General features: G+C 28.1%; 17 protein-coding genes. All 17 read right to left on the bottom strand.

Translation table 11 applies throughout. From position 1 onward, the window contains the following. Nucleotides 1-144: 144 nt before the first annotated feature. Nucleotides 145-993: an HDOD domain-containing protein gene (locus VJY32_RS00430; protein ID WP_353675901.1), complete on the bottom strand. Its 849-nt coding sequence runs from the start codon at nt 991-993 to the stop codon at nt 145-147. A 17-nt stretch (nt 994-1,010) separates the two neighbouring features. Next, complete coding sequence (locus VJY32_RS00425) at nt 1,011-1,328, bottom strand: hypothetical protein (protein WP_353675900.1); 318 nt, start codon at nt 1,326-1,328, stop codon at nt 1,011-1,013. Between the two features lie 96 nt (nt 1,329-1,424). Then, nucleotides 1,425-2,648: an ArsB/NhaD family transporter gene (locus tag VJY32_RS00420; RefSeq protein ID WP_353675899.1), complete on the bottom strand. Its 1,224-nt coding sequence runs from the start codon at nt 2,646-2,648 to the stop codon at nt 1,425-1,427. Further along, nucleotides 2,649-4,037 carry an MFS transporter gene (locus VJY32_RS00415; protein ID WP_353675898.1) on the bottom strand — a complete coding sequence of 463 codons (1,389 nt, stop codon included), beginning with the start codon at nt 4,035-4,037 and terminating at the stop codon, nt 2,649-2,651. It lies immediately after the preceding gene. A gap of 56 nt (nt 4,038-4,093) precedes the next feature. Continuing rightward, nucleotides 4,094-5,104 (bottom strand): UDP-N-acetylmuramate dehydrogenase, encoded by a 1,011-nt coding sequence (murB, locus tag VJY32_RS00410; RefSeq protein WP_353675897.1) that lies wholly within the window; start codon nt 5,102-5,104, stop codon nt 4,094-4,096. Nucleotides 5,105-5,209: 105 nt separating this feature from the next. Continuing rightward, complete coding sequence (locus VJY32_RS00405; RefSeq protein WP_353675896.1) at nt 5,210-7,612, bottom strand: DNA internalization-related competence protein ComEC/Rec2; 2,403 nt, start codon at nt 7,610-7,612, stop codon at nt 5,210-5,212. Beyond that, nucleotides 7,609-8,511 carry an alkaline phosphatase family protein gene (locus VJY32_RS00400; protein WP_353675895.1) on the bottom strand — a complete coding sequence of 301 codons (903 nt, stop codon included), beginning with the start codon at nt 8,509-8,511 and terminating at the stop codon, nt 7,609-7,611. The genes VJY32_RS00405 and VJY32_RS00400 overlap by 4 nt, the downstream gene beginning before the upstream one ends. An 11-nt stretch (nt 8,512-8,522) precedes the next feature. Then, nucleotides 8,523-8,972: a D-aminoacyl-tRNA deacylase gene (gene dtd, locus VJY32_RS00395; protein ID WP_353675894.1), complete on the bottom strand. Its 450-nt coding sequence runs from the start codon at nt 8,970-8,972 to the stop codon at nt 8,523-8,525. Next, a complete protein-coding gene (prmC, locus tag VJY32_RS00390; RefSeq protein WP_353675893.1) occupies nt 8,969-9,823 on the bottom strand; it encodes a peptide chain release factor N(5)-glutamine methyltransferase in 855 nt (284 codons plus the stop codon). Before prmC ends, dtd begins: the two co-directional genes overlap by 4 nt. Nucleotides 9,824-9,927: 104 nt before the next feature. Next, nucleotides 9,928-11,256, bottom strand: a complete 1,329-nt coding sequence (locus VJY32_RS00385; protein WP_353675892.1) for a c-type cytochrome — start codon at nt 11,254-11,256, stop codon at nt 9,928-9,930. Nucleotides 11,257-11,268: 12 nt separating this feature from the next. Then, entirely contained in the window at nt 11,269-12,150 is an 882-nt protein-coding gene (locus tag VJY32_RS00380) for a protoheme IX farnesyltransferase (protein WP_353675891.1), read from the bottom strand. Between the two features lie 6 nt (nt 12,151-12,156). Next, nucleotides 12,157-12,756 carry a cytochrome c oxidase subunit II gene (coxB, locus tag VJY32_RS00375; protein WP_353675890.1) on the bottom strand — a complete coding sequence of 200 codons (600 nt, stop codon included), beginning with the start codon at nt 12,754-12,756 and terminating at the stop codon, nt 12,157-12,159. Nucleotides 12,757-12,765: 9 nt separating this feature from the next. Next, nucleotides 12,766-13,047 carry a cytochrome C oxidase subunit IV family protein gene (locus VJY32_RS00370; protein ID WP_353675889.1) on the bottom strand — a complete coding sequence of 94 codons (282 nt, stop codon included), beginning with the start codon at nt 13,045-13,047 and terminating at the stop codon, nt 12,766-12,768. 13 nt (nt 13,048-13,060) lie between these two features. Beyond that, nucleotides 13,061-13,693, bottom strand: coding sequence for a cytochrome c oxidase subunit 3 family protein (locus VJY32_RS00365; protein WP_353675888.1), 633 nt, complete (start codon nt 13,691-13,693; stop codon nt 13,061-13,063). Next, on the bottom strand, nt 13,683-15,323 hold the full coding sequence (gene ctaD, locus VJY32_RS00360; protein WP_353675887.1) for a cytochrome c oxidase subunit I: 1,641 nt from the start codon (nt 15,321-15,323) through the stop codon (nt 13,683-13,685). Before ctaD ends, VJY32_RS00365 begins: the two co-directional genes overlap by 11 nt. Before the next feature lie 5 nt (nt 15,324-15,328). Then, nucleotides 15,329-16,114 carry an SCO family protein gene (locus VJY32_RS00355; protein ID WP_353675886.1) on the bottom strand — a complete coding sequence of 262 codons (786 nt, stop codon included), beginning with the start codon at nt 16,112-16,114 and terminating at the stop codon, nt 15,329-15,331. An 8-nt stretch (nt 16,115-16,122) separates the two neighbouring features. Continuing rightward, nucleotides 16,123-17,046: a c-type cytochrome gene (locus tag VJY32_RS00350; RefSeq protein ID WP_353675885.1), complete on the bottom strand. Its 924-nt coding sequence runs from the start codon at nt 17,044-17,046 to the stop codon at nt 16,123-16,125. Between the last annotated feature and the right edge of the window lie 2 nt (nt 17,047-17,048).

The following is a 17,048-nucleotide window of genomic DNA, read 5'->3' as shown; positions in this document are numbered from 1 at the left end:
TTTAAATTATTATAACATTTTAAAAATATGCAGAAAAAATGAAGTGGTAAATAGTATTTCTTTGATAAACAGATATACTTTGAAAAGATATATTACAACTTATATCAATAAAATTACGAAGAAAAATTCTTCTAAAATTTTTAATTATTCAGAAAGCATAATTTTAGTTAAACGTTCATAATCATCTTTCATTTTTTTTCTTGCAGAAGAAAAAAATCCTTTTGGAAGTTTAAGAATTTCCCATACTTTAATGTTTGGTTCTGGAATAAAATTATCACCACCATAACCTAAATCGAGAGCTCTTGCAACAATATCGCCAAGATGAACAGAAGCCAATAATGTATTAACATTATTCCCTATTAATCCTGTATGATGAGAACTAACAATATTGACAACACTTTGAGGTAACTTCCATTTTTCTGCAATTAACTGTCCTGCACGTGCATGATTTAAACCAAGTATTTCAAGTTCTGCATCTTTAATTGGAATTTTTTTTGATTCAACTAGTTCAATAACTTTTGCATATTCATTGGGGGCATATTCAAAAAATACAAGCTTACCAATATCATGAAAGATACCTGCCAGAAAATAATTTTCTAAATTTTTTTCTCCTACAGCCGCACCAATTAATCTTGTTGCAACTCCAACTCCGATTGCATGAGCCCATAAATCTAATGGTTTGAATTTTTTGAAAATCTTATTCTTTGAAAATGCATTTATAATTGACAACGCAAATACAATATTCTTAACTTCATTAAAACCAAGATATAATAAAGCCTGAGTAATTGTATCAATTCTTCCTCTTAATCCATAAAATGGAGAATTAGCAACTTTTAAAATCTTAAAAGTAGCTGCCTGATCAGCAGAAATAATCCTTGCTATTTCTTCTTTAGTAGTGTTTGGATTTTCCATTGCCTGCGAAAGATGAGTATAAACAGTAGGTAAAGTTGGTAAGTTATTTACACCATCAATAATTTTTTTAATTACATCCATTGCACCCTCTTACAAATTTATATTTTTTCAAGAATTTGTTGAGCAGCAATTTCAATTAATTCATTTTCATAATCATTTTTAGGTCTCCATGTAACTCTTTGACTTAATAATGTTTTAGCTTTTTCCAATGTTTCGTTGTCATATTGTTTATTAGAACTGTTTTCATTTTCATCTACAATATATATTGTCTGTATGCCACATGACTTAAGAAATTTAACATGCTTTGCTTCCAATTTTATATTTGCACCTAATAATGTATGTCCAAAACGGTTTTGAATTGGTTCTGCAAGTACCATCCCGTCTTGGATTTCATCAACAGATATTAATTTTGACATATTTATTCCCTAATTGAAACATTTCCAATATTATATTCGAAAAATTTTAAATGTTTTTAAGTAGCTTTTAAAATATTTTATTCACAAAAAATTCTGTTAAAAGATTAAATTAAACCAGAAAATACCTGCCGTTAGAGATAAAATAGTTATAATGAAACCTGATTTTAAATATTCAATAAAAGAAATATGAATAAAATGCCTTCTTGCAGATTCTGCTACAATCAAATTTGCTACAGAACCTATTAGAGTAAGATTACCTGCATAAGTTGTTGCCATTCCAAGCACTAACCAGGCATGTTCTGGATTTGGCATATGTTGAATAACAGGTTTCAATAATAAAACAGCTGGGACATTAGAAACTATATTGCTGAGTATTGATGAAGTAATTGCTAATGAAAAAATAGATTTAGTTAAATATGGTTGAATTGTCATTGATAAGTATTTACCTATTCCAGAGGTATCTATAGATTTTGTTACTATAAAAAGTGCAGAAAAAAATACAAGTAGTGACCAATCAATTTCTTTGAAAACACGTTCTGGTTTAAGTCTTCTTGTAATTAATAAAATACTTGCACCTCCAAGTGATGCAAGAGGGATTGAAACACCAGCAAAAAAAGCAATAATCATCAATGTAGATGCTACAATACTTTTTATAAATAAAGGCTTATAAGGTTTAACTTCCTCAATTTCTATCTTATCAAAAATAGTTTTGTAAAATTCTTTTTTGTAAATAATGGATATAATCACAATTACTATAAGAAGACCAATTAATGATGGTACAATTTGATATAATGCATATTTTGCAAATGGAATTCCAGATGCTATTCCAATAATCATATTTTGCGGATTGCCTATGATTGTTGCTGCTGAGCCAATATTTGCAGATACAGCTAAAGCAACTAAATAAGGAACTGGATTTCGTTTTAATGAAATTGTTACTTCTATAATTAAAGGAGTAAAGACAATCACAATTGTATCATTTAAGAAAATAGCTGATAATAAACCAGCTGAAAATGTAATTAACCATAAAAGCTGCTTTGGTGTTTTTGCAAATTTGATTATATGAATTGTGATTAATTTAAAGAAACCAGCTATTCGTAAATTTCCATTAATAATCATCATTGCAAAAAGTAAAAGTATGGTATTCATATCAATTGCATCATAGGCGTGTTGGAGAGAAATTGCACCAGAAAAAATAAGTGTCGAAGCTCCAACAAGTGCAATAGTTGCTCTATTCATTCTAAATTGAGGAAAACTTCCAACAGCAATACCATACAATGTTAGCAGAATTAAAAATAAGTGTATGTAATAATTGGTCATTTATTCTTCATATTTTGTTTTGAATCCCTTCATCATCCATTTTTTAGCAAGTAATAAACCAAGTGGACTTATTATTGCAATACATCCATAAACAAACCACATAAACTCTGTATTCATTTGTGAAGGAGGAGTATTGGCTGGACAATACTTCATTAAAAACCAGCCTGAATATAAACTTGTAATTATTTTTGTAAGAAACCATGGAAATTGTCCAATTCCCATATAAATACCTGTCATATTTTTTGGAGCTATCTCTGCAACCCACTGCAAAAATCTTGGCTGCCACATTGCTTCACCAATTGTCATAATAATTAAATATGCCATCAGAGTATTTATTGTTGGACCTAATGCAAGTATAAAAGTTGGCGATGCCATTACAAATGTTCCTATTATCATCATATTGTAAGTATTTTTTTGTGAGGTTAATGCAGCAACAATTGGAGTTAATATGAAAATTAAAATTGGATTTAGATTTACAAAAAATTCAAAATTATCCTGAACAAATCCTTCAAATGCTCTGCTTGTATAAAGAGGGAGTGTTAACCAGTTATGTGCAAACAATGTTTGAACTGGAATTAAAATGAAAATAAAGTATAAAAATCTTTTATCCTTGAGAGGAAAGTTTTTAACATAAAATCTAACTTTTTCTTTTAATGTCATATTGCTTAAAGTATCATCATCTTTTTCTTCGTTTAACTTATCTTTACTTACTTCTACCACTGCTTCTTCATAAGCTTTTTTCGTAATAACGAAATAAACAACTAGAATTCCAACTACTGTTAAAGCTACATATAACCAGAACACACCAAGAATTGTATATGCTTTACGAACAGGTGGCGATATTATTCCCGGCAAAAATCCACCAAGATTCATCAATGCATAAAGCATTGCATATCCCATAGCAGCAGTTTTTTCATTTGTTAATTTTTTTACACCTGCATAACATGCGGGCTGATAAATACCATAACCTAAAATAATTCCTAAAATTCCAAGCATAGCAATTATATGAGCAGAATTCCACAATCCAGGCACTCCAAAATTTGGTGCAATTGTTAATAAAATTCTGCCTGCAAGCATAAATGATAAAGCAATTAATAATGATTTCCTCAACCCAATCCAATCAACCGTAGCACCTAAAAAAAGCATGCTCAATGTTATACCTGCTGTTAATACTCCTACCATATTTCCGGCATGTATATCATTTAGCTTGATGTATTCATTAAAATAAATTGCTAACAAACCCACTATTCCGAAATATGTAATTCCTTCAATAACATATGAAAGATTTAATCCAAATAATGCTCTTGAAGTATGAAGCAAATCTTTAAAAGGCTGAGTAATTTCTTGAAATGTCTTTTTAAGAATATTTTCCGAATTATAGCTTTCCATATTTACACCCATATAAATGATTTTTAGGATAATGTTTATTTACTAACATTTTGTTTTCATATAATATTAACTTCATATCCTAAATCAATATTAAACTTGTTTTTTACTGCCTGTTTAATTTCATCAGCAAAATTTTTTATTTCTTCACCTGTTGCATTTCCATAATTAATTATTACAAGTGCCTGTTTTTCATAGGTGCCTGTATTGCCTTGGCGTTTTCCTTTGTATCCACATTTCTCAATTAGCCAAGCAGCTGGAATTTTGTATTTATCATTGATTTGATGATAAGGTATGTCAGGATATTCTTTTTTAATTAATTCTAAAAGTGTAAAGTCGATTTCTGGATTTTTAAAAAAACTTCCTGCATTGCCAAGTTTTGTGTAATCCGGCAATTTACTTTTTCTAATGTTTATTATAGCATCACGAACATCTTGAATACTAATTGTATGATAATCTCTTCCCTGAAAATAATTTTGAATATCTCTATAACTTATGTTCAGTACTTTTTCTTTTTTTAATCTTAATACAACTGAAGTGATAATAAATTTATTTTTCAACTCATTCTTAAAAATACTATCTCTGTAATTGAATAAACATTCATCCCGGTATAATATTTTCTTTTCATTTTTATCAAGAATGTAACCCTCAACATAATCTATAACATTACTAATTTCAGCACCATAGGCCCCAATATTTTGAACAGGTGCTGCTCCAGCTGTTCCAGGTATTAATGATAAATTTTCAATTCCATAATAATTTTTTTTAACTGTATAGCTTACTAAATCATCCCAAACAACTCCGGCGTCAGCTTTAATTATAACATGATTCTCATTTTCAAAAAGTACTTTTATTTCACTGCTTATATATTTAATTATAAATCCATCATAATCTTTTGTGAATAAAATATTGCTGCCAGCTCCTAAAATTAGAACATTCTTTTGACCTTGAATTTCATTTATTAATTCAGTCAATTCATGTTCATTAAAAACTTCTAAAAAATATTTTGCTTTAACATCAATATTAAAAGTATTGAGATGCTTTAATGAATAATTTTCATATAGATTCATGAATTTACCTTGTATGAAATAAGGAATGATATTTCCGTGGAGGATTTATTAATCTTGCATTTAACATTTTTGGTTATCTCTGAACAAATTATATTTTATTCCTATTCAAAATATAAAGTTGTTATCGAGTTTTTTCCAATTAATATTTTGAATATTATTCCCATTTGATTGAAAAAGAATTGCTCCTTCTTTATCCGTCCTAAAAATTTTAATATCTCTTTTTGTTAATCTTTCAATAACATCTTTATCTGGATGATTAAACATATTAGATATCCCAGCTGAAATAACAGCATATTTCGGTTCGACATAATTCAGAAAAATATTACTGGTTCCAGTTTTACTTCCATGATGACTGACTTTTAATAAATCTGATTTAAGAAATTTATTGTATTTTTTTACATAGTCAATCTCAGCTTTTTTGCTAATATCTCCAGTAAATAAAAATGATGTATTCCCATATTTTATTTTTAATACTCCGCTTCTATCATTAGAATTTTTGTAATTGAATGAATCGGATAGAATATAAATTCTCACATTGCCAATATTCAAAATATTTTTTGAATAGTATTTATATGGAATTGAAAAGTAATTTAAAAAAGCTTCAAAACTTTTGTCTTCTTTATTCAGAGAATCTAAAGGAGGTTTATAAATAAATTTTATCTTATGATTTTTAATTAAAGACAATAATCCACGATAGTGGTCAGAATCGACATGAGAAATTAAAGCATAATCAATTTTCTTAATTCCCAAATATTCAATCAAAGGCATAATAATTCGTTTCCCATTATCAAAAAATTTATTTGCATTGCCAGCATCTATTAGAGCAGTTTTCCCATTAGGAAATTTAATTAAATATGAATCCCCCTGTCCGACATCAATTGCCATTATTGAGAACAAATTATCTGGCAAATAATTAACATCATCTAATTTTGACCATATAATAAAATTACATGTAATAAAAATTACGATTATAATTTTTGCTTTTATCGATTGAAATTTTTTCCACAAAAAAATTATTGATGCAATACTTGTGTAATAAGCAATTATATCAATTACTGAAAAATTAGTAACAGGTAAATATGCAGCATTAAGGTTTCCGAATTTATTAGTAACAAAAAATATAATGTATGTTAACAATTCATTAGAACAAGCATAGTATGAACATAATACTGGTGATATAAAAGAAATTATGATTGTAAAAATTCCCAGACCAATAATTATCCCAACTAAAGGAATTACAATCAAGTTTGCAATTAATGAAATTAATGACAACTTATTAAAATAAATTAGAACAAAAGGAATGGTCCCTATCTGTGCAGCTAATGATAAAGCTATGAACAATAATGTATTATTAAGAATATTAGATTTAATCTTTAGTTGCTGAATTGAATTTCTTAATACAGGATAAAAAATCAAAATAGATATTACAGCTGCAAAAGAAAGCTGAAAACCTGAATTGAAAAGTTCGTCAGGATTTATTAATAATATAGCAAAAGCAGCAAGTGCAATTGCATTAAAACTGTTATATCTTCTACCTGACATTAAGCTTAATATAATTATAATGCCCATAATTGTGGCACGAACAACAGATGGCGGAGCATTTGTTAAAATCATAAATAAAATTAAACCTATTATTGTAAATGAATATTTTAAGAAAATATTCAGTCGTTGAAATAAAAAAATAAATATGAGTGAGATAAATCCAACATGCAACCCTGATACCGCTAAAACATGAACCACCCCAGAATTAATAAATTCAGTTTTAATTTCATAATCAATCATGCTGCGGTCTGCAAGTAATAAACCCCTGAGTAATGCAGCAGTATTCTTATTGTGATACTTTGTAAAAACATCATCAATTTTCTTTCTTATTTCAAATGTTATATTGGGTACACTCAGATATGAACTTGAAATTATTTTAATATTAGAAGCATTTTTAATACTTATTAATGCATGTATTTGTTTATGATTCAAATAATTTTCATAATCAAATTCACCGGGATTTCTTTTATTGCGCGGTCTTAAAATATTTCCTGTTATCTCTACTGAACTTCCTATTTTCAATGAATCATATTTTTCATTTATTCTTTTTTGAGAATCATTTAACACACACTGAAAATTAATCTTTCTTTTTTCAACAAAATTCTGAAAAACAATTGAATCAGAAGTTAAATAAAACACAAGTCTATTTTCTTTTATTAAGTCAACATTTCTAACCTTTCCAACTACTTTTATATTACGATAAGAAAATTGTTGAAATGGATAAGAAACTTTTGATATGTGAAATGAAGAATAATAAAATCCGCTTACAAAAAATATTGTGAGGATAAGTATATATTGATTCAATAAACTTAGTCTTTGATTTCTTGTGAAGTAAAGAATTAATAGAATAATAATTAATAAAGAAGACAAACAAAGAAGTAAAAACTCAGTTAAATTAATAATTGCCTGAAACAGATAACCGCAAATAAAAATCAAAACAAATTTTATCAGCGGATAGTTATTCACTCATAAAGCTCCATTATTGCTGGTTTAATGTGATATAGTTTTTTAATTTTTTTTGCTAATACATCTGAGTATTTACCAGCTGTAATTCCAAGAGCAGGGTTTAATGTATGAGATTTTGTTGATAAATCTTCAAAGTTACCATGGTCTGAACAAATTATTAATGTCATATTTGATGGAAGATTTTTTATTACATGATAAATAAAATTATCAAATACATTTATAGTTCTTTCAAATAAATCCAAATTCCTGCCATGACCGAGATGGTCAGTATAAAAATATTCAAACAATGTGAAATGATGACTATCAGCAATATTCAATAATCTATTTGCTGCTTTTTCAGGAGTAATTAAAGGAAGTTTATAATTCATTTTATAAATCAATCGATAATTATCAACATCGGCACTGAGTGCTTTACCTTTATGGATATCTCCTATTCTATTTAAACGTACATTGCTTAAAATACAGCTTAGTGTTGTAACGCTTAATATTCTTCTGCCAGTTTTAACATAATCAAAAAATATTTTTGGATAAGCATTGGCAAAAGTAACTTTTTTTCTTCTCCTTAATAATTCTTTGAATATATTTTTTTGTTCAATTATTGGGATCAAAGTTGAATAAGGATACGGACCAAAATGTCTACCAATAATTTTTTGTGCATTAACTCCACAAAAAATTGAAGTTTGACCAGTTCCACTTAGTGGAATATCAGGCACACCAAGAATTGCATCAATTGGAAAAATATGGGCATTATTTACTGATATTCTTTTTTTGTTAAGATGAGGTATTTCACCGAATATTTCTGTAAACATTTTGAATTGATATTTAAAGAATGGATTAAACTCGAAATCTCTTTTACCAATACCAACACCATCAATAAATATCATTAATGTTGAATGCAATAGAAAATCCTTTATTTTGATTCTACTAAAATTGTAACAGGCCCATCATTAAAAATTTTCACGAGCATCATAGCAGCAAATATTCCGGTTTTAACTTTATCTTCCCCAAGATTATTTTTCATACGATTTACAAATTTATTGTAAAGTTCTTCTGCTAATTCTGGTTTTGCAGCATCAGTAAAACTTGGACGATTACCTCTCCGTGCATCTCCATAAAGTGTAAATTGTGAGATAATTAGAACTTCCCCATCAATATCTTTCAAAGATAAATTCATTTTGCCATTTTCATCTTCGAATATTCTAAGATTTGAACATTTATCTGCAACAAAAATCATATCTTCTTCAGTATCTCCTTCTTTTACGCCGAGCAATATTACCATGCCTTTGCCAATTGATGCGGAATAATTTGCTTCTCTAATCTCTACAGAACCTTCAGTTACTCTTTGAATTAATGCTCTCATTTTTTTGTCCCGTAAATAACTCTATCTATTTGTTGATAATCTTTTAGAATATGAATATCATAAAAATTTTCTTCAGCCATCATTTTTGAAATTATTTCTGATTGTCCTTTCCCAATCTCATAGAAAAGTTTACCATTGCTTTTTAAACATTGCTTCGATATCTGAGTAATCCTTTTATAAAATTTCATTCCATCTTCATTATCAGTCACAGCAATTTTAGGTTCATAATTAATAATTTCTTTCTGTAAAAAATTATAATCTTCAATACTAACATAAGGTGGATTTGAAACAACAACATCAAATTTCAAGTCATAAAGTGAAAAATCATCAAAAATATTTTTTCTAATAAACTCGATTTGATTAGATGTGTTATAAAACTCAGAATTTTCTTTTGCAACATTCAATGCTTCACTTGAAATATCCATCGCAATTATTTTTGCATAAGGTAAATATTTAGCTAATGTGATTGCAATATTTCCGCTTCCTGTTCCGATGTCAAGAATTAATGTTTTTGATTTATCTTTTTCAAGATTAATAATTGTTTCAACAAGCAGCTCTGTCTCAGGTCTTGGAATTAATACTGATGGATTTACTTTAAACTCAAGTCCATAAAATTCTGCTTTCCCAACTATATATTGAAGTGGTTCGTTTTTCGAACGGCGTGATAAATATTCCCTGTATTTATTTATTTCATCTTCGCTTAGTGGCTGGTCATATTTTAGATATAAATCCAACCTTTTACAATTAAGAACATCTGCTAATAATAATTCTGCATTCAACCTTGGTGATTCAATTCCTTTTTTCTCTAAGTATTCAGCAGATAATTTTAATGATTCCAGTACAGTAAGCATTATTGCAAAATTTGTTCTTAAAAGTCATAATAAAAATAAAAAAACAATAAATAATTTTTAATGAATCATCAATATTTTTAATTAAATAGAAAAAGAAGTAAAAATTATTTTTTATAATTATTCATTAAAAATTCTGCTACAGCTTCAGCTTCTTTTGGTTTTAACCCTTGATTTGGCATTGGTGGATAATCAGGATTTATTTTTGTCGGATTCAGAATAAAGTTTATCAGTGCCTGACGATTATTTTCATATTTAGGTAGAACATCATTGTAAGGTGGGCCAACTACTTTTCTATCAAATTGATGACAGGCGATACATTTGCTGTTGAATATATCAGCTCCATTTATTGTTTCTTTCAATAATCCTGATTCTTCAAGTAACTTTTTTTTATGTTCTTCATAGTTAGCTGCTAAAATAGCAAAATGTTTTTTGTTTGACATTTCAAAAGCATACTGGTCTTTAATTACAATGAATGCAATAGTAATAATAAATAAACTTATTGTTAAAAAGCCATATTTTATTTCCTGCTGCTTTATCATTACATATATGAGAACTGATATAATCAGAACAATAAGTAATGAAAGTAAAGCAAAACTAAAAACATTGTATGATAATGAATAAACTGATTTAGCTAACACAGAAAATACAATAATAAAAGGAAGAAGTAATGAAGATATTAAAGCAAGTTTTAATGAAAAATTTTTGACAAAGTTATTGTATGACTGTTCAATTTGAAGTGAATGTAACTCTTTCAACTTTACTAAAATAAAAACTGATGTAAAACCAAAAGCAAAAACACCAAATTGAATAAAACTTAACAATGCATTAAATGAAAATAATATCCCCCATAAATTATTGTAATTTTCCCATCGCTCAGGATTTTGAGTAAACTCAACAGATGCAATAAAAAGATATAATGACATTGTAAGAAAAATTAAACCAAAGTATGCACTTTTATTTACCAACCTTTCAATTTTATATTTATAGTCCTGCAATGTTATATAATTTTCATGTTCAAAAGACTTTAGATGAAAAATTTGATTTAAGTGAATTGAATGCTTATATGTATAAATTAAAATGAGGGATATAATAAATATTATGGTTGATGCAAATATATACAAAGGAACATTCAAATTACTTAGATGCAGAAGTTGTGCATAGCAAAAAATAAAGCTTAATAATGGAACTATGCCAAGCGAAAAAGCAATTCCTTTATTAAAAGTTATTAAATCAATTAAGTAACTTGAAAATTTCTGATGATTATCATCATTAAGTTTTTCGCCTTTAATTTTGAAAAATATTGACAATGATAGAGCACCAAATAACAAACTGGCATATGGTATAAAAATTAAAAATGTTAGCACAAGAATATACTTCAATAATATTAAATGGTTAGCAGATTGAGGTAAAACAATTTTATCAATTAGTTCCATATTTATTACCAATTAAATTTCTGATAGAAATAATTTGTCAATTGATATAATAATAATAATTGCAAGGACATATAAATTAACATCTATAAATGCTTTTCTAATAATACTCTTTTCGATGTACTTTGTAATTATTTTTCTTGATTCAAAAATTAGCCAGAGTGAAAAAATTATAATGGCAATTATGGAATAAATATTGTAAGAATTGTCAAATCCAAAAAATAGAAATGAGCAAAGTGAAAGTGAAGTAATCCATATAAATGTAATTCTGCTCAACTGTTGGTTAGAAAATATTTTTGTAAGTGTTGGATAATTTGCTTTTTCATAATCATTATTAAATATTAAAAGCAGCAGCCAGAAATGTGGAATTTGCCATATAAAGAAAAACATTGACAACAATAAAATTTGATAATCAAAAGGAGAACCTCCTGCAGCTGTATAACCTATCATAGGTGGCAGTGCCCCAATTAAAGAACCAGGAACAACAGCCATTGCAAATTTCTTTTTTAACGGTGTATAAACAAAATTATACCATATTAATGCAAGAATGCTTAATAATAATGAAATGAAATTTGAAGAAAAATAAATTAAAGGTAATGCTATGCTTATCATCAGCAATGAAATTATAAATGCATTTTTTTCACTTATTCTGCCTGAAGGTATTGGTCTGCCTTTTGTTCTATCCATTAAAGAATCTGTATATCTTTCCTGATAATGATTAAGAGCAGAAGAACCACAAGACAAAATAAAAACACCAATTATTGGTAAAATCATTTTTGTCGATAAACTTTTTGAGTAAAGAACATACCCAACAAAAGTAGAGAGTCCAACAAATGAAGTAATTCTTATCTTACTTAATTCCATTATGATTTTAATATTTTCAAAAAATTTATACATAATAAATTATTTTTTGTACCATTCATTAAATTGTTCTTCTGAAATTACTTTCACTTTTGTATACATCATTGAATGACCTAAGCCGCAATATTCTGCACAAGCTACATCATAATCCCCGATTTTTTGGGGAGTAAAATACAGATAAGTCTTACGTCCAACAATTGCATCTTCTTTAATGCGAAATGCGGGTATATAAAAAGAATGATTTACATCAGCTGATTCCATTTCAAGTTTTATTGGTTTATTCACAGGAACGTAAAGTGTATCTGTAACTTTTCCATTTCCATATTTAAATTCCCATTGCCACATTCTTGCAGTAACATTTACCACAAATGCATCTTTAGGTACTCTACGAATTTCTATGAATCCTGTGTAACCAAAATAAAACATAGATAAAACCAGAATTGTAGGAATAACAATCCATATAATTTCAAGCCATAAATTACCATGAATATCAACAGGCTTATGACCTTTTTTTCTGTTATACTTTATCACAAAATAAATCATTGTAATTGTGACACCCAACAGTAAAACAACTGCAATTCCTACAATATATAACATTACAAAATCAACAGTTTCGGTATGTATTGTTGGTGCAGATGACATATCTTTACCTCAACGATATATAATATCAAAAAATGTCAACACAAATATTATAATTAAAGTAGCACTACTAAGTGCCAAGAATGCTTTGAATATTGGTTCATCAAATTTGATATGCATAAAAATATTTATGACAAGAGCAGATTTTATGGCAGCAATTAATAAAGCAATAAATAAAGTATATTTACCCAAACTAATGCCTGCTATAGTAACAGTTATTGATGTAAAAGCAAGTAATGAAAGCCATACAATTATATAAGTACTTATTTCAATTTTATGATGCTGTTTATCCATTTTGAATTAAACCTCACTGAATTAAATAAAATAATGGGAAAAGAAAAATCCATATTAAATCTACCAGGTGCCAATATAAACCTGAGTTTTCCAATTTGTTATAATTTTCTGATGTTATTTTATTTTTCAATAAAAATATTAGCATAAAAGAAAGAACTATAATCCCAATAATAACATGCAACGCATGCAATCCAGTCATAACATAATAAAGACCAAAAAATAATATCTGTCCACTTGGACGATTTAGCAATTCTTCAGAACGTGGATAAATACCGTGTTCAAATTTTGCAGACCACTCAAAATATTTATTAACTAAAAAGACTAATGCCAAAAAAATTGTTAATGAAAGAAAAATTATTGATAAAGATTTTTGATTTCTTTCAATAAATGCAATTGAAAGAGCCATAGTTAAGCTGCTTGTAAGAAGAATAATTGTATTAATTGTTCCAATTGTTGTATTAAGTTCCATCGCTGCAATATGAAATTGCTCAGAGTATTGGTAACGATAAACTGCATAAGCTAAAAACATTCCACCAAAAAGCAAAACCTCAGTAAACAGAAAAAGCCACATTCCCATTTTGGCACCAACTTTATCCACATGCACATGATGTTGAGAAATTGCCATTGCATTTTCATCATGGTTCATTATTAATCTCCTTCAATTGACTGAAATCATACGGTTCATGAGTAATTACTGGAATCTCTTTAAAATTTTCAACTGGAGGTGGAGAAGGAATTTGCCATTCTAATGTAACACCGCCCCAAGGATTAGCAGAAGCTTTTGGACCTTTAAATAATGCATAAATCAAATAACCAAACATAAAGAATATAGAACTTGCTAAAATCCATGAACCAATAGTTGATATTTCCTGTAATCCTGCAAATTGTGGAAGATAATCATAGTATCTCCTTGGCATTCCCATATAACCCATGATAAATTTTGTAAAATACAACATATTAAAGCCGACAAAGAAAAATATAATTGTAATCTTTGAAAGTTTTTTATTATACATTCTCCCAAACATTTTAGGGAACCAATAGTGAATTGCTGCAAAGAAAATTGTTCCGGTTCCACCAAACATTACATAGTGAAAATGTGCTACAACAAAATAAGTATCATGTAGATGAACATCCGTAGCTAAAGAACCCAAAACTAATCCAGTTAATCCACCAATTGAAAAAAGAAAAATAAATGTCATAACCCAAAGTAATGGTGGTTGCAGGTCAATTGAACCTTTGTATAAAGTAGCAACCCAATTAAATACTTTAACACCACTGGGGATAGCGACCAAAAAAGTCAATAAAGAAAATATCCATCTTGCTGTATCGCTCATTCCACTTGTAAACATATGATGAGCCCAAACAAGATAACCAATAAATGCAATAGCAAGACTTGACATTGCAATAGCTTTGTAGCCAAATATAGTTCTTCTTGCAAAAGTGGGAATAATTTCTGATACAACGCCCATAGCTGGCAATATCATAATGTAAACAGCAGGATGAGAATAAATCCAGAAAAGATGTTGATATAAAATTGGATCTCCTCCAAGTGCAGGGTCAAAAATTCCAACACCAAATGCTCTTTCAATAATTACCAGTAAAATAGTTATACCCACAACAGGAGTTGCAATAATTTGAATCCAGGCTGTTGCATAAGTTGCCCAGACAAACAAAGGCATCTTAAAAAATGTCATCCCAGGAGCTCTTAGACGATGAACTGTTGTAACAAAATTAATTCCTGTTAATATTGATGAAAATCCAAGAACAAATGCAGCAAAGATTGCTAAAGAAACATTAGATGTTGTTCTTACACTGTATGGAATATAAAATGTCCATCCAGTATCAATTGGTCCACCGGGAAGAAAAAGTGAAATTAAAGCTAAAATTGCACCAGCAACATAAAAGTAATATGACAATAAATTTAGTCTTGGGAATGCAACATCTCTTGCTCCAATTTGAATGGGAAGAAAAAAATTCCCAAATGCTGCAGGAATACCTGGGATAATAAATAAAAAAATCATTATTACTCCGTGAAGTGTAAATAATGAATTATATTCCTGCGCACTCATGATTGTTCTTCCTGGGGTTAATAATTCAAGTCGCATTAAAACACCAAGGATGACACCAACTAAAAAGAAAAACATTATCGAAACAAGATACATCAACCCAATTCTTTTATGGTCTGTGGTTAATAACCACGACAAAATTCCAGTATATTTATTTGTGCTTACTTCATAAAAATTTTTCTCATTCAGAGCAATTGTTCCATTTGCCATTTGAATTACTCCATTTTCTTCGGTTTACTTCTTAACAATAAAAATATTATAAAAATTCCTATTCCAAAGAGCATTATTGAGCCAATTATTTTTAATATGTTAAAAGTATATTTCTTACTCTCCGGATCATAACTGTAACAAAACTCGAGTACTTTTGTAACTGTTGGTGCCGTTTTATTTGCTTTAGCTTCAATTAATGCCATTTTAATGTCAAAAGGATTAAATGTTGGTCCTAAAATATATCTTGTTATCTTTCTATCAGGTGAAATTGCAATTAATACACTTGGATGAATAAGCTGATTAGCACTATTTTTTTTGAAATAAAATCCAATTGTATCTGTAAATGAATAAACATTAATGCTGTCTCCTGTCAAAAATATCCAGTCATTTTCATTAATTTTTCTTTTCATTGACAGCAAGAAATTCTTTTTCCACTTTGCAGCAAGAGAAGGACTTTCACGATAATCAAAACTCAATGAAATAACTTTATAATCTTCACCTGGAATTAAATCTAATTTATCAATTATCCATGCTAATTCGTTTTGAAGTGGATTACATATTCCTGGGCATTCATAATAAACGGGAGCAAGTAATACTGGCTTATCAATAATTTCTCCTATAGAAACTGTATCATTATCTGAGGTTACAAAAGTCAAATTAGGTGGCAATATTCTTCCTAATTTTTCATCAATTCCTACTTCCTTATTTCTTTGCGCTATAGAATAATTTAAACAGATTAAATAACTTATTGCAAATAAAGCAATTAAATATTTTTTTCTAATTATTATCATATATCTATTTAAGAGTTAATTTTATTTAAATAATCATAAATCAGCTGTAATTTTTCCCTGTCTAATCTCACAATAGATGGTTTGTACCCAATTAAAAGTGGTTCCTGTGTAACTATTTTAATATATAAATCAAAAGTTCTTTCTTTTAATGTTATGAAGGTATATAAAACTTTTTCGATGTCATAAGAGTTATCTTTTATAAGCCTTGCTCCTAATTCATCCGAAGTTATCAACAATCCCTTCATTTTACTTAACTTATCAATGAAAATTTTATTTTCATTTGCAATTAACATCTCAGCTTTCTCAACAGGAATTTGATTAGGTAAAATTAAGTTCTGGTCTAATTTATAAGTTAATTTTAGTTCATTAAGTTGATTGTTTGTAATTTCTGGAAAATCAGCAAGAGTTCTTATGTAAAGAATAATATTAAATCTGTCATTTGGATTTATATATTCAAATGCCGGCATACCATTTTTTATAATACCTTCGTGAAGTGTTTTATACATTGCATCAATAGTTCTTCCATTTGTCCAGCCTTCCTTTGAATGTAAATTTCTGGGTTTCGGATTCATTGATAATCCAGCAGGTCCATCCCCCATTCCTTGTTCACCATGACACGATTTACAATTTATATCATACAATTCTTTCCCTTTTGATAACATTTCTTTTGTTGGATTTTTTATTGATTCAAAATCTACAGGAGTAATTATCATTCCCTTCTTTTCAACTATATCCTTTTTGATGTTAGTTGTATCAGTTATGCCAATAGTTTTTTCATTAAATGAGATTCTATTTAAATGTAGAGCAAAATAAATCCCAAGGATTAATATCAACAATAAATAAATTGGAAATATCCAACCAAATAATCTAATTGGTGATTTTAATAATTCTTTGAAATTTATTTCTTCTTCAATTTTATATTTTTTTTCCATAG

Origin of the sequence: Rosettibacter primus (genome assembly GCF_036860675.1) — a bacterium.
In the GTDB taxonomy this organism is placed as follows: Bacteria; Bacteroidota; Ignavibacteria; order Ignavibacteriales; family Melioribacteraceae; genus Rosettibacter; species Rosettibacter primus.
Note: the sequence above shows the minus strand (reverse complement) of the source record. Positions and strands in the feature narration are given on the sequence as shown.

What these genes read in the sequence shown, in the direction of transcription:
- VJY32_RS00420 (WP_353675899.1), bottom strand. Translation starts at nt 2,648, where the DNA reads ATGACCAATTATTACATACACTTATTTTTAATTCTGCTAACATTGTAT.
- ctaD (WP_353675887.1), bottom strand. Translation starts at nt 15,323, where the DNA reads ATGGCAAATGGAACAATTGCTCTGAATGAGAAAAATTTTTATGAAGTA.
- prmC (WP_353675893.1), bottom strand. Translation starts at nt 9,823, where the DNA reads ATGCTTACTGTACTGGAATCATTAAAATTATCTGCTGAATACTTAGAG.
- VJY32_RS00350 (WP_353675885.1), bottom strand. Translation starts at nt 17,046, where the DNA reads ATGGAAAAAAAATATAAAATTGAAGAAGAAATAAATTTCAAAGAATTA.
- VJY32_RS00365 (WP_353675888.1), bottom strand. Translation starts at nt 13,693, where the DNA reads ATGAACCATGATGAAAATGCAATGGCAATTTCTCAACATCATGTGCAT.
- VJY32_RS00430 (WP_353675901.1), bottom strand. Translation starts at nt 993, where the DNA reads ATGGATGTAATTAAAAAAATTATTGATGGTGTAAATAACTTACCAACT.
- VJY32_RS00385 (WP_353675892.1), bottom strand. Translation starts at nt 11,256, where the DNA reads ATGGAACTAATTGATAAAATTGTTTTACCTCAATCTGCTAACCATTTA.
- VJY32_RS00425 (WP_353675900.1), bottom strand. Translation starts at nt 1,328, where the DNA reads ATGTCAAAATTAATATCTGTTGATGAAATCCAAGACGGGATGGTACTT.
- murB (WP_353675897.1), bottom strand. Translation starts at nt 5,104, where the DNA reads ATGAATCTATATGAAAATTATTCATTAAAGCATCTCAATACTTTTAAT.
- VJY32_RS00380 (WP_353675891.1), bottom strand. Translation starts at nt 12,150, where the DNA reads ATGTATAAATTTTTTGAAAATATTAAAATCATAATGGAATTAAGTAAG.
- VJY32_RS00415 (WP_353675898.1), bottom strand. Translation starts at nt 4,037, where the DNA reads ATGGAAAGCTATAATTCGGAAAATATTCTTAAAAAGACATTTCAAGAA.
- coxB (WP_353675890.1), bottom strand. Translation starts at nt 12,756, where the DNA reads ATGTCATCTGCACCAACAATACATACCGAAACTGTTGATTTTGTAATG.
- VJY32_RS00355 (WP_353675886.1), bottom strand. Translation starts at nt 16,114, where the DNA reads ATGATAATAATTAGAAAAAAATATTTAATTGCTTTATTTGCAATAAGT.
- dtd (WP_353675894.1), bottom strand. Translation starts at nt 8,972, where the DNA reads ATGAGAGCATTAATTCAAAGAGTAACTGAAGGTTCTGTAGAGATTAGA.
- VJY32_RS00370 (WP_353675889.1), bottom strand. Translation starts at nt 13,047, where the DNA reads ATGGATAAACAGCATCATAAAATTGAAATAAGTACTTATATAATTGTA.